The following is a 12,647-nucleotide window of genomic DNA, read 5'->3' on the forward strand; positions in this document are numbered from 1 at the left end:
CGGTTGTTCCGTGCGCTCCGGGCGAGTCAGTTGTTGGGCACGATGATCACGCGTCGCCGAGGCGGGCTGGACGGCGTGGTGGGCGGGCTCGTCGACGGCGGGCTCGTCGTCGGCGGGTTCGGCGTCGTGGTGGGCTGCTGGGGCCCGGTCGGAGGCTGTGCGCTGGTCGGCGCAGGGAACGGGAACGGGAACGTCGACGGGATGACGAGCGGCGGCAGCGAGGGGATGATCGCCGTCCCGCTGGGGCGCGTCGGCGGCGCTGGCTGCGTCCCCGTCGCGCTCGGCGTCGTCGGCGTCGTCGGGGGCTTCGAGGTCGACGGCGGCTTCGGCTGAGGCTTCGCGACGACCGGCGGCGGCTCGACCGAGGGCGACGTCACCGCGGGCGGCGTCGTGGCGGGCGGCGTCGTGACGGCGGGACCGGGATCCGACGGGACGGTGATCGCCGGCTGGAGCGTCGGCAGGGTCGGCGGCGCCTCCGCCTGCCTCCCGCGGTTGACCTCGTTGGCGATGTACAGACCGCCCACGACGGCGCCGGTGATCCCCGTGGCGACGAGGAAGATGGTGAACAGCGACGTCCCGCGCCGCGGCTGCTGCGCTCGGTGCGCCGGCCCTCCGTGCGCGGCCCCGGGCAGCGGCTCCATCGGCGCCGTCCCGGGGACATACCCCTGCGGAGCGCCGCCGTAGGGGCTCCCGTAGCCCGGCGCCGGCCCGCCGTTGAAGGCGCCCGCGGCGACCGCCGAGCCCCGGCCCATGAAAGGAGGCGCGTTCCCGACCGCCGTCCCGCCCGGGCGCGGCGCCACGTCGAACGGCCCGGGCTCGTGGCTCGTCGCCGGCACGCCGGGCATGCCGTGCGGCGGCATGTACGGCGCGGCGCTCACCGTCGCCGGCTGCCCGACCGGAGGATAGCCGCCCTGCGCGAAGTACGGGCCCGACGACGGCTCCGGCCTCGGCGTGAACGCCGGGGCCGACGCGGACGGGCCCCGGGCGTCCGCGGCGAAGCCCCCCATCGGGGTCGAGGCCCCGGGCGTCCCCGGGGGGCCGCTCGCGGCGCGCTGCGCGCCGTCGTCCTCCGGCGGTATCGTCTTGGGGACGGCGCTGATGCGGCCGTCGCCCATCGGGTTCGTGGCGGGCGCCAGCGCGGACGGCGAGGCCATCGCGGGCGCCGCGAGGGCTGCCGGCAGGGCGGACGCGGACGACCGCGCCAGGCTGACCTCGGAGGGCGAAGGGGTGAGCGCCGACGGCGCGCGGGCGGCCCGGGCGAACGGCTCGAGGGCGCTGCGGAACTCGGCGGTCGTCGCGAACCGATCGGGCGGCGAGGCCGCCATCGCGCGGTGCACGGCGGCGCAGAGCGCCGGCGAGATCTCGGGCGCGAGGTCCGAGAGCCGCGAGATCTGGCCCGACAGGTAGGCGCCCGCGATCTGCTGGGGCTCGTCGCCGCCGACCGGGCGGCGGCCGGCCAGCATCTCGAAGACGATGACGCCCAGCGAGAAGATGTCCGCGCGCGCGTCGACGGAGTCCGCCGAGTACGCCTGCTCGGGGGCCATGTACTCGGGCGTGCCCATGATCACGCCCGGGCGCGTGAGCCCGCGATCGAGCTCCCCCGTGACCTTCAGCTTGGCGATGCCGAAGTCGAGCAGCTTGATGAGCGGCTCCCCCTTGGCCGTCCTCATGATGATGACGTTGTCCGGCTTGAGGTCGCGGTGGACGACGCCCGCGCGGTGGGCGGCCTCGACGCCCTCGAGCATCTGCATCGCGTACTCGAGCGCGTCGGCGTACGCGAGCCGGACGCCCGCCCGGTAGAGCTCCTCGTACAGGGTCTGGAGCGTCTTCCCCTCCAGGTACTCCATCACGATGAAGGCCAGGCCGTTGGCCGTCTGGTCGACGTCGACGACCCGGACCACGTGCGCGCTCTGGATCTGCGCCGAGACGCGCGCCTCCTGCAGGAAGCGCTGCACGAGGCCGGAGCGGCGCGACAGCTCGGGGTGCAGAAACTTGAGGGCGACCGTCGTCCCCAGCACCTCGTGGCGGGCTTCGTAGACGCTCCCCATGCCGCCGTCGCCGATGAGGCGCACGAGTCGGTACTTGTTGTGGATGACCTGGCCTGCCTGCGGACGCATCGATCTCCGTTGAGGGCGCTGGCGCTGAGGGCGCTGGAGTTGCTCGGAGAGTCTCACAGGCTGGTAGACGAACGTCAGCCCCATTTGTGCGACACAGGGTCGCGATGATCGCGATCGGCACCGTTTTTTCGGCGACGCAAGCCCCATTCGATCCGTCCGGGCCCCGTCCAGGGCAGCCACGCCGCCCAGGCCGCCGTACTGCGCCCGGGGTTCGATGTGACGCGTTGCGTTATGCTGGGCCCGGGTGGCGCGACGGCGCTGATGCGCGCGCGTGGGAGCGGGTATACCTGGGGGCGCCGCGGGGTGCGGCGCCGAGGGAGATGCCTGTGCTGGCTGCGCCGTTGCTCGATGCCTTGATCGATCGCGCTCTGGAAGAAGATCTCGCGGGGGGCGATCTCACCACCGAGGCCTGCGTCGAGGCCTCCGCGCGCGCGACCGCGAAGGCGGTCGCGCGCAAGCCGCTCGTCGCGTGCGGGGGGGCCGTGTTCCTCCGCGTCTTCCAGCGCCTGGACCCGGCGGTGGAGGGCGAGGTGCTCGTCCAGGACGGCACCGCGGTCGACACCGGCGCCGTGCTCTGGACGGTGCGCGGCGCGGCGCGCACGCTGCTCTGCGGGGAGCGCACCGCGCTCAACTTCGCGCAGCGGATGAGCGGCGTCGCCTCGGAGGCGCGCCGCTACGCCGCGGCGGTCCCGGCCGGGTCCGGCGTGCGCATCACGGACACCCGCAAGACGACGCCCGGCCTCCGCGCCCTGGAGCGCTACGCCGTGCGCGTCGGCGGCGCGCACAACCACCGCGACAACCTCGGGAGCGCCGTGATGATCAAGGACAACCACATCATCGCGGCGGGCGGCATCACGACGGCGATCGCCCGCGCGCGGGCGCGCGCCCCGCACACGACGAAGGTCGAGGTCGAGGTCGCCTCGCTCCAGGAGCTCGACGAGGCGCTGGCCGCGGGCGCGGACATCATCATGCTCGACAACTTCACGCTGGCCGACGTCAAGACCGCCTCCGCGCGCGCGCGGTCGTCGCAGCACGGCCGGCCCCTCCTGGAGGTCTCCGGCGGTATCACCCTGGAGCGCATCCCCGAGCTCGCGGCGGCGGGCATCGACGTCATCAGCGTCGGGGCGCTGACGCACTCGGCCCGCTCGGCCGACATCGCGCTGGATCTCTCGCTGTGAGGCCGCTCGACGCGCGGGTCATCGAGCGCGAGCTCTCGCGCCTCGGCGCGTCGCTCGGGCGGCCGCTCGCCGTGGCGGCGGAGACCGCGTCGACGAACGACGATGCCCGGAGCGCGGCCGCCGCCGGCGCGCCGCACGGGGCCGCGTTCCTCGCCGACGCGCAGACCAAGGGGCGCGGGCGCGGCGGGCGCTCCTGGCACTCTCCCCCCGGGGAGAACCTCTACCTGTCGGTGGTGCTGCGCCCCCGCCTGCCGGCGACCAGCGTCGCGCCGATCGCTCTCGTGGTGGGCCTCGCCGTGGCCTCCGTCGTCGAGCGGCGGCTCGCCTCCTCGGCGCGCCTCGGCGCGCCCGGCGGCGGCGCTGTGGCCGACGTGCGCCTCAAGTGGCCGAACGACGTCCTGGTCGGGGGCCGCAAGCTGGCGGGGATCCTCGTCGAGGCCCAGCTCCGCGGCGACGCGGTGAGCAGCGTGATCATCGGCGTCGGGCTGAACGTCCACACGTCGCGCTTCCCGCCGGATCTCTCGACGCGCGCCACGTCGCTCGCGATGCTCGGGGTCGACGACGTACCGCGCGAGGTCCTCGCGGCGGAGCTGCTCCAGGCGCTCGGCGACGCGGCGGCGAGGTTCGAGGCCGGGCGGCTCGCCCCCTTCGCCGAGGATCTCGCCCGGCTGGACTGGCTGCGCGACCGCCGCGTCGAGGTGGCCGGCGTGTCCGGCGTCGCGGCGGGGATCGACGCGGAGGGGCACCTCCTTGTCCGCGGCGGGGACGGTGTCCTCCGGTCGGTGGCGGCGGGCGAGGTCAGCGTCGCCTCCGGCTGAGCGCCTCGCGCCGCTTGCGTTGCGCGCGCCGCGCGTCCAAAGCTTGCGGCCCATCGCGGGTCGCCGGCGGCGTGGAGCTGGCCGGGCCGACCGGGCTCCTCGGAGGCGCCGCTTCCTTGAAAGCAGACACCCTCGTCGTCCATGAAATCTACGCCAGCGTGCAGGGCGAATCGACGTTCGCCGGGCTGCCGTGCACGTTCATCCGCCTCACCGGGTGCAACCTGCGCTGCGCCTGGTGCGACACGACGCAGGCGTTCTACGGCGGCAACCGGATCCGCCGCGGCGATGTCCTCGAGCGCGCGCTGTCCTTCGGCACGCCGCTCGTCGAGCTCACGGGCGGAGAGCCGCTCCTGCAGCCCGGGGCGTTCCCGCTCCTCGCGGAGCTCTGCGACGCGGGCCGCACGGTGCTCGTCGAGACGAGCGGCGAGGCCGACGTGTCGCGCGTCGATCCGCGGGTGCACAAGATCATGGACCTGAAGGCGCCCGGCTCCGGGGAATCCCACAGGAACCGCTGGTCGAACCTGGACCACCTCACGCCGCGCGACGAGATCAAGTTCGTGCTGGCCGACCGGGCGGACTACGAGTGGATGCGGGGCACGATCCGCGAGCGGGGCCTCGACGCGCGCGGCGTGACGCTGCTCGCCTCGTGCGTCTGGGGCAAGCTCGCGCCGAGAGAGCTCGTCCAGTGGGTGCTCGACGACGGCCTCCGCGTCCGGGTCCAGATCCAGCTCCACAAGGTGATCTGGGGCGCCGACGCGCAGGGGGTCTGATCGGCGCGGCGCCCTCTCCGCGGCGTGTCGCGGGTGCGGGCGCCGCGCTCGCGCCGCCTCAGCGCTCGCCGCGCAGGAACTGCTCGAAGTCCTCGACGTCGCGCGGCGAGCCGAGGACGAGCGGCACGCGCTCGTGGAGCGAGCTCGGGACCCTGTCGAGGATGCGCTGGGACCCGGTGCTCGCCTTGCCGCCGGCCGCCTCGAAGATGAACGAGAACGGGTTCGCCTCGTAGAGCAGCCGCAGCTTGCCCTGCCCGCCGCGCTCGGCGGGGTAGGCGAAGATGCCGCCCTTGAGGAGCGTCCTGTGCGCGTCCGCGACGAGCGATCCCACGTACCGCGCGCCGTAGGGCCGCCCCTCGTGCTTGTTGTCTTCCTTGATCCACGCGTTCCAGCGCCGCACCTCCTCGGGCCACCGCGCGCTGTGGCCCTCGTTGATGGAGTACGTCGAGCCGCGCTCCGGGATGCGGATGTTCTCGTGGGAGAGGAAAAATTCACCCACGGTCGGGTCGTACGTGAACCCGTGGACGCCGCCGAGGCCGGTCGTGAGGACGAGCAGCGTGGACGACCCGTAGAGCACGTAGCCGGCCGCGAGAAGGTCGCGGCCGGGGCGCAGGAAGTCCGAGGGATCGGCGCCCATCTTGGCGTCGCTCTTGCGGAGCACGCCGAAGATCGTGCCGATCGAGATGTTCACGTCGATGTTCGACGAGCCGTCGAGCGGGTCCACGACGACGATGTACTTGGCGCGCGGGTCCGTGGAGAGGAGCCTCATCTCGCCGAGCTCCTCGCTGACCACGGCCGCGCAGTGCCCGCGCCTGCCGAGCACGCTGAGCAGGGTCTCGTTGGCGACCTCGTCGAGCTTCTGGACGATCTCGCCCTGCACGTTGGTCTGCCCCGTGTACCCGAGGACGTTGGCGAGGCCGGCCCGCCGGACCTTCGACGTGACGAGCTTCGCCGCCAGGCCGATCTGGTTCAGCAGCGAGGTGAACGCCCCCGTCGCCGCGGGGAACCCGAGCATTCCCTCGAGGATGTACGTCTCGAGCGTGATCCCGATGCGCGACGGGGCCTCCGGCGGCGTCCAGCTCAGGTTCCGTTGGTCCGATGAGAGCGACATGATCCCTCCGCGTTGTTGGCCAGGACGTCGCCGCCCCGTCGCCTGCGTGCGCCCGCGACGGCTGCCGCTGCCCCCCGAGAGCCGACCGGCGCGACGTCGAGAATTGCGTATCCCATGGCGCTGCACAACATCCACACGGGCGCGGCGCTCCGGGGGCGTTCGGCTGGACACGTTCGTCCAGCTCCTGACGAGTCGCTCCGAGCCCGCCCGCCTGTCTGCGCTGCTGCGCGGGATCAGCAGGGCGGGTTCACGCTCCCGGCGGCCGTGCGATCCCGCGCTGCAACCCCATCGACGGAGTGATTCATGGCGCTCACGACCCGTGTGGAGCAGATCCTCTCCTGGTATGCCTCCGAGAACCCCGGCACGCTGACGAACCTCGTCCGGGTGCTCAACCACGGCGCGCTCGCGGGGACGGGCAAGCTGGTGATCCTGCCCGTGGATCAGGGCTTCGAGCACGGTCCGGTGCGATCGTTCGCTCCGAACCCCGAGGCCTATGATCCCGACTACCACTTTCAGCTCGCCATCGACGCCGGGTGCAGCGCTTACGCGGCGCCGCTCGGGTCGCTGGAGGCGGGCGCGGCGAGGTTCGCGGGGCAGGTGCCGCTGATCCTGAAGCTCAACAACAGCGACACGCTGGCGAAGGTGGAGCAGCCGATCTCGGCGGTCACCGGCTCGGTGGAGGACGCGCTCCGCCTGGGCTGCGTCGGCGTCGGTTACACGATCTACCCCGGATCCGGCGCGAGGAACCGGATGTACGAGGACCTTCGCGAGATAACCCTCGAGGCCCGGCGCAAAGGCCTTGTCGTCGTCGTCTGGAGCTACCCGCGAGGCGCCGGGCTGTCCAAGCAGGGCGAGACGGCCGTCGACGTCTGCGCCTATGCCGCGACGATCGCGGCTCAGCTCGGCGCGCACATCATCAAGGTCAAGCCGCCGACCGCCCATGTCGAGCAGGAGGAGGCGAAGAAGATGTACGAGAAGTACGGAATCCCGATCCAGACGCTCGCCGAGCGGACCCGCCACGTGGTGCAGGCGACCTTCAACGGCAAGCGGGTGGTGATCTTCTCCGGCGGAGAGTCGAGGTCGACCGAGGCGGTGCTCGCGGACGTGCGCGAGATGGCCGCGGGCGGCTCCTTCGGCTCGATCATGGGGCGCAACGCGTTCCAGCGCCCTCGCGCCGAGGCGCTGAAGCTCCTCGCCGACGTGATCCAGATCTACAGGTCCGCGCGCTGACGCCTCGACCCGGCGCTCGGGGCCCGGGGGCGGCGGGCGCCCCGGTCCGGCCCTATCGCCGCGGCGCTCCGCCGCATGGCGTCGTCGAGCCCCGGGGCCCCGGCCTGGCCAGCCCTCGCCGAACACGAGGCCTGAGCGGGCCCCCCGCGGCGCCGCACGCCGGGCCGTCCGCCCACGGAGAGCGCTCTCCCGGTCGCGCCCCGGGCCGATCGCTTGCGGGCATCGTCCACGTCGACGGGGTTAGCCCTTCGTGATTAGATGCCGCGCTGGAGACCCTCCACGTCCGGGCTCAGGAGACCGCATGCCGATCAAAGTGAATCTCGCCTCGTCAGACCCGCTGAGCACCGCCGTCGACGTCGTCGTCATCGGCGTGCCCGAAGGCGCTTCGACGGGCGAGGGCGTGCTCGCGAGGCTCGTGGAGGCCCTGGGCCAGTCCGTGGCCCATCAGGTCAAGCGGGACGACTTCACGGGGAAGAAGGATCAGAGCATCGACTTCGCCACGCACGGCGCGCTGAAGCCGGGCCGCGTGCTGCTCCTCGGCCTCGGGTCGAGCAAGCCCACCGACGTCGATTGTCGGGTGCTCGCGGCGAAGGGCGCGCGCTTCGCGAACGGCGTGCGCGCCGAGAGCGTCGCCGTCGCGGTGCCGCCCGGCGTCGAGCGCGCGGAGCGGGCCGCCGCGGAGGGCCTCGTGCTCGGGTCCTACCGGTTCACCCGCTACTTCACGGGCGATCGCGTGCCCAAGGTCGCGCTCTCGCGCGGCACCGTGATCGTCGAGGGCAAGCCGGGCAAGGCGGCGCGCGACGCTGTCGCGCTCGGCCAGCAGGTCGGCGAGGCGATCTGCGCCGCGCGCGATCTCGTCAACGAGCCGCCCAACGAGCTCTACCCCGAGGCGCTGGCGCGCGTCGCCGCCGAGGCCGGCAAGCAGCACGGGCTCAAGGTGACGGTGTTCGACAAGGCCGCGCTGAACAAGCGGGGCATGAAGCTCATCATGGCCGTGGGGCAGGGGAGCGCGCGCGAGCCCCGCATGATCCACATGGTCTACGCTCCTCCCGGGAAGCCGAAGGGGAAGCTCGCCTTCGTGGGCAAGGGGCTGACCTTCGACAGCGGCGGTCTCTGCATCAAGCCGGCGCCCGGCATGGAAGAGATGAAGGGGGACATGGGTGGGGCCGCGAACGTGATCGGCCTGATGACCGCCGTCGCGGCAATCAAGCCGAACGTCGAGGTGCACGGCATCATCGGCTCTGCAGAGAACATGCCCGACGGCGCGGCGTACCGGCCCGGAGACATCTTCGGCTCCCTGGACGGCAGGACGGTGGAGATCATCAACACCGACGCCGAGGGGCGCCTCGTCCTCGCGGACTGCCTGGCCTATGCGCGCGCGCTGAAGCCGGACCTCATCGTCGACAACGCGACCCTCACGGGCGCCTGCATGGTGGCGCTCGGGCCGACGGTGTCGGGCTTCTTCACGAACCGCGAGGAGCTCGCGGAGCGCGTGCGGAGCGCCGCGAAGGCCGCGGGCGAGTCGATGTGGCAGATGCCGCTGGTCGAGGAGCTCCGCGAGGGCCTGAAGAGCGACTGGGCCGACATCAAGCACACGGCCGACCGCTGGGGAGGGGCCATCACCGCGGCCCTGTTCCTCCGCGAGTTCGTCGGCGATGTCCCCTGGGTCCACGTGGACATCGCGGGCCCGTCGATGGCGAGCAAGCCCTACGGCATCGTCTCCAAGGGCGGGACGGGCCACGGCGTGCTTACCTTCCTCCGCCTCATCGAAGGCTTCACCGGTTGAACGTGCAACTCCGCCGCAAGCTCGCGCGCGCCATGGGCCGCGCCATCAACGACTTCGACATGATCGCCGACGGCGATCGGATCCTCTGCGCGGTCTCGGGGGGCAAGGACAGCTACGCGATGCACGCGCTCCTCGTCGACCTCGCGCGCCGCGCGCCGATCCGGTTCAGCGTCATCGCCGTCAACATCGACCAGGGGCACCCTGGATACCCCGGACACCTCCTGGCCGACTACATGGCCGCGGGAGGCCACGAGTTCCGGATGATCTCGGAGGACACCTACTCGATCGTCACCGAGAAGATCCCCGAGAACAAGACCTACTGCTCGCTGTGCTCCCGCCTGCGGCGGGGCATCCTCTACCGCATCGCGCGCGAGCTCGGCTGCTCGAAGATCGCCCTCGGCCACCACCGCGACGACGCCGTGACGACGCTGCTGCTGAACCTGATCTTCGCCGGTCAGCTCAAGTCGATGCCTCCGAAGCTCGTCTCCGACGACGGCGACAACATCGTGATCCGCCCGCTGATCTACTGCGCCGAGGACGAGCTCGCCGCGTTCGCGGCGGAGGAGCGCTTCCCCATCATCCCCTGCGACCTCTGCGGGTCTCAGGAGAACCTCCAGCGCAAGGCGGTGAGCCGGCTCCTCGCGGAGCTCGACGCGCGTCACCCCGGAACGCGGCAGAACATGCTGGCCGCCCTCGGCAACGTGCGCCCGAGCCACCTGTTCGACACGGGCCTCTGGAAGCGGCTCGGGCTCGAGGTCGCCCGGGAAGAGGGGGGCGCGAGCGGCGACCTCCGCGCCGACCCGCCGGCGCAGGAGGTGCTGCCCGTTGGCAACCTGCTGAGGAACCTGGCCTAGCGGCTGGTCATGAGCACGGACGCCCCCGGTGCGATCTCGATCGGCGCTCCGCGCGACGCGGAGTCGACCGCGTCCGCCGCGGGCGGGCGCGGCGGGGCGCCTGTCCGCGGGGTCGAGCGCCCGTCGAGCTCCGAGGGCCTCGAGGCGTCGCAGCCCGGGGCAGCGCGCTTCGACGTGGGTCTCGGCGACGGGCGCGCACCGCAGGCGCTGCTCGCCGCGATCGTCGCGTGGATGATCACGATCGCGCCGGCCGCCTTCGGCCGCGGCGCGCCCGCGTCCGCCGGCGTCGCCGCCACGCTCGCCTTCCTCTGCGGCGTCGCGGCGCCCCTGCTCGCCGCCTCCCGCCGCCGGCTTGCCCGGCATCTCGGCATCTCTGCCTTCCTGGCGCTCGCCACGCTGACCTGGCTGCTCGCGTCTCCTTCTCTCCAGCCCGCCCGCCTCGACCCGGTGCGCGCGGCGATCGGCGCGATCGCCTGGGGCATCTTCGCGCTCTCCTGGCGCGATCGGTGGGACGCGCGGCGCCCGCCCGAGCCGGACCCGGAAGCCCCCCTCCTCCATGCCCGGGCCCACCTCCCGCCGCTCGCCACGGCGGTCGTCGCGTTCGGCGCGCTCGTGAGCCTGGCGATCCTCGTTCTCGCGTGGCGCGTCCGGGACCCGGAGCGGGCCCTCCTCGCCCAGGCGGTCGCCGTCGCCTGCGCCGTCGCGCTGATCACCGCCGCCTCGGGGGTCGCGGTCGCGCGTGGCCGCCGGCACACGGCCGGCGCGCGGCGGCTGACCCAACGCGCCGTCCGCCAGCTGCTGGTACTGAGCGTCGTCGCCGTCCTCGGGGCGGTCGTGATGATGCTGCGCTGAGCGGCGGCTCCGGCCGTGCCCTCGGCCCGCTCCTCTTCCTCACCGTCCCCCGCATCCCCGCCGGTTCCCTGCCAAATCGCGTTACACTCGGGCGCGTGTCCCGCGCAGTCGACGTGTTCGCGATCCTGCTCCTCGCCGCCGCCGCGTTCTCCTTCGCCTTCGGGGTCCACGCGCTCGGGGATCGCCAGGATTTCAAGGCGATTTACCTCCTGGTGATCGGCGGGCTCTCGCTCAAGGCGTCCACGGAGATCCTTCGCCCCCGCGGGGGGAGCGCGTGAGCCCTGGACGTCGAGCCGTCGCGGCTTCCGCTTGCCTGTGCGCGTGCGTCGCGTGGGCTGCGCTGTCGACGTCCGCGCGGGGGGCGTCGCCGTTGCCGCCCGGCGTGGCGGCCCGCGTGGGCGCGATCGACATCCCCGTCGACGCGGTGGCGCGCATCGCGGCAGCGCAGCAGATCCCGCCTGCGCAGGCCCGGGACGCGGCGGTCCGCGACGCGCTCTTCGCCGCGGAGGCGCGGGCTCGGGGCCTCGATCAGGCTCCCGAGGTGCAGCGCGAGATCACCGCGGCGCTCGCGCGTCGCCTGCTTCACCGCCTGAAGGAGGAGGCGGCGGGCGCCGGCCCGGTGACCGACGACGAGCTGCGCGCCGCCACCGAGCGGCACTGGCTCGATCTCGATCGCCCGGAGGGATACCGCACTGTGCACGCTGTCGTGAGGCTCTCGGCGGATGCCGACGAGGCCACGCGCGAGAAGGCGAGGGTGCTCGCCGAGGCGATCCGGAAAGCGGTGCTGTCGGCGCGCGACCTGGCCCAGCGCTCCGAGCCGCCGCGCCCCGCCGAGGCGCGGCAGCCGCCCTCCGATCCGGCCGCCGACGCGTTCATCAGCGCGGCGAAGGCCGTCCCCGCCGACGGCCTCGAGGTCGTCGCGCAGCCGCTCCCGCCCGTCACCGCCGCTGGCCGCGCGCTCACCCTGGAGCCGCAGCAGTTCGACGCCGATTTCGCGCGCGCGGCGGCGTCCCTCGCCGCGCGCGGGGACCTCAGCGCGCCGGTCGCGTCGTCGTTCGGGGTGCACGTGGTCATGCTCCTCGAGCGCATCCCCGCGCAGGTGGTGGCTGTCGAGGAGCGGCGCGCCCTCGTGCGCGACGAGGTCGTGACGGAGCGCGCCCGCGCCGCGCAGTCGAAGCTCCTCGAGGCGCTGCGGCGCGAGCCGCGGGTCGTGGGCGGCATCGACGCGCTGCTGGAGCTCGTGCGGATCGAGCCATGACCACCCCGCGCAACGGAGCTCGCAAGCGGAGCCGGAGTCCGCTTCCCCGTGACCAGGCGCCGTCGTCGTTCGCGACCATCCTCGAGGATCTCCTGTGCGCCATCCCCGGCGCACACGCCGCCGCGCTCGTCGATTTCGAGGGCGAGACCATCGACTATGCCGGCTGCCTCGACCCTTTCGATCTGAAGGTCACGGCAGCCCACTGGCAGATCGTGCTGTCCGAGGTGGCGACCTCGCCGCTCGGCGTGCCGCGCCAGATCACGGTGCGCGCCCACCGCAAGAGCTACATCGTCCGCCAGCTCCAGCCTGGCTATGCGGTGGTCATCGTGCTGCACCCGCGGGCGGCGTTCGCCGCGTCGCATCGCGCGCTGCAGGAGGCCGACGCGCGGCTCTGCGCCGAGGCCGGCTGGATCACGTCGCGCACCACGCGGTGGTACTGCGTCGATGTGGAGACCGAGGCCTCGGATCGAGGGCGCCCGGCCCGTCTTCGCGGCGCCGGGGGCTGGCAGCCCGTCGAGGTGATGGGCTCGATGGTGGGGCTCGGGCCGCGCGAGAAAGGCTTCCGGATCCGGCTGCCCAGCGGGGCGGAGATGCTGCTCATCCGGGAGCGGATGGGCCGCTGGTTCGCGGACGAGCACCCGGAGACCTGAAGGCCGGCGGCGGAGCTCGCCCG

Annotated in this window: 12 protein-coding genes; 10 read left to right on the plus strand and 2 right to left on the minus strand. The window is 73.2% G+C overall.

All coding sequences use genetic code 11. The annotated features are described in order from the left end of the window. Window positions 1–26: 26 nt before the first annotated feature. Complete coding sequence (locus WMF24_RS12995) at window positions 27–2,117, minus strand: protein kinase domain-containing protein (RefSeq protein WP_437736706.1); 2,091 nt, start codon at window positions 2,115–2,117, stop codon at window positions 27–29. A 326-nt stretch (window positions 2,118–2,443) separates the two neighbouring features. Here WMF24_RS12995 and nadC point away from each other — a divergent pair, with 326 nt between their 5' ends. From nadC to WMF24_RS13010, 3 genes are all read left to right on the plus strand, one after another. Continuing rightward, complete coding sequence (gene nadC, locus WMF24_RS13000) at window positions 2,444–3,295, plus strand: carboxylating nicotinate-nucleotide diphosphorylase (RefSeq protein WP_437736707.1); 852 nt, start codon at window positions 2,444–2,446, stop codon at window positions 3,293–3,295. Next, a complete protein-coding gene (locus tag WMF24_RS13005) occupies window positions 3,292–4,113 on the plus strand; it encodes a biotin--[acetyl-CoA-carboxylase] ligase (protein WP_437736708.1) in 822 nt (273 codons plus the stop codon). The genes nadC and WMF24_RS13005 overlap by 4 nt, the downstream gene beginning before the upstream one ends. A 116-nt stretch (window positions 4,114–4,229) precedes the next feature. Then, window positions 4,230–4,883, plus strand: coding sequence for a radical SAM protein (locus WMF24_RS13010; protein WP_437736709.1), 654 nt, complete (start codon window positions 4,230–4,232; stop codon window positions 4,881–4,883). A 58-nt stretch (window positions 4,884–4,941) separates the two neighbouring features. Here WMF24_RS13010 and fbp read toward each other — a convergent pair whose 3' ends face one another. After that, entirely contained in the window at window positions 4,942–5,994 is a 1,053-nt protein-coding gene (fbp, locus tag WMF24_RS13015; protein WP_437736710.1) for a class 1 fructose-bisphosphatase, read from the minus strand. Window positions 5,995–6,297: 303 nt separating this feature from the next. Here fbp and WMF24_RS13020 point away from each other — a divergent pair, with 303 nt between their 5' ends. From WMF24_RS13020 to WMF24_RS13050, 7 genes are all read left to right on the plus strand, one after another. Then, the gene (locus WMF24_RS13020; RefSeq protein ID WP_437736711.1) at window positions 6,298–7,224 is read left to right on the plus strand and encodes a class I fructose-bisphosphate aldolase; all 927 of its coding nucleotides are present in this window, start codon (window positions 6,298–6,300) and stop codon (window positions 7,222–7,224) included. Window positions 7,225–7,525: 301 nt separating this feature from the next. Further along, window positions 7,526–9,010 (plus strand): leucyl aminopeptidase, encoded by a 1,485-nt coding sequence (locus WMF24_RS13025; protein WP_437736712.1) that lies wholly within the window; start codon window positions 7,526–7,528, stop codon window positions 9,008–9,010. A gap of 2 nt (window positions 9,011–9,012) precedes the next feature. Beyond that, window positions 9,013–9,864 carry a tRNA 2-thiocytidine(32) synthetase TtcA gene (gene ttcA / locus WMF24_RS13030; protein WP_437738800.1) on the plus strand — a complete coding sequence of 284 codons (852 nt, stop codon included), beginning with the start codon at window positions 9,013–9,015 and terminating at the stop codon, window positions 9,862–9,864. A gap of 9 nt (window positions 9,865–9,873) precedes the next feature. Next, on the plus strand, window positions 9,874–10,716 hold the full coding sequence (locus WMF24_RS13035) for a hypothetical protein (RefSeq protein WP_437736713.1): 843 nt from the start codon (window positions 9,874–9,876) through the stop codon (window positions 10,714–10,716). Between the two features lie 95 nt (window positions 10,717–10,811). Beyond that, on the plus strand, window positions 10,812–10,994 hold the full coding sequence (locus WMF24_RS13040) for a hypothetical protein (RefSeq protein WP_061614223.1): 183 nt from the start codon (window positions 10,812–10,814) through the stop codon (window positions 10,992–10,994). Window positions 10,995–11,110: 116 nt separating this feature from the next. Beyond that, on the plus strand, window positions 11,111–11,974 hold the full coding sequence (locus WMF24_RS13045; RefSeq protein ID WP_437736714.1) for a peptidylprolyl isomerase: 864 nt from the start codon (window positions 11,111–11,113) through the stop codon (window positions 11,972–11,974). Then, on the plus strand, window positions 11,971–12,624 hold the full coding sequence (locus tag WMF24_RS13050) for a roadblock/LC7 domain-containing protein (protein WP_437736715.1): 654 nt from the start codon (window positions 11,971–11,973) through the stop codon (window positions 12,622–12,624). Before WMF24_RS13045 ends, WMF24_RS13050 begins: the two co-directional genes overlap by 4 nt. The last annotated feature ends 23 nt before the right edge of the window (window positions 12,625–12,647 follow it).

It is taken from the genome of Sorangium sp. So ce1335, from assembly GCF_051521615.1.
Taxonomy (GTDB): domain Bacteria; phylum Myxococcota_A; class Polyangia; order Polyangiales; family Polyangiaceae; genus Sorangium.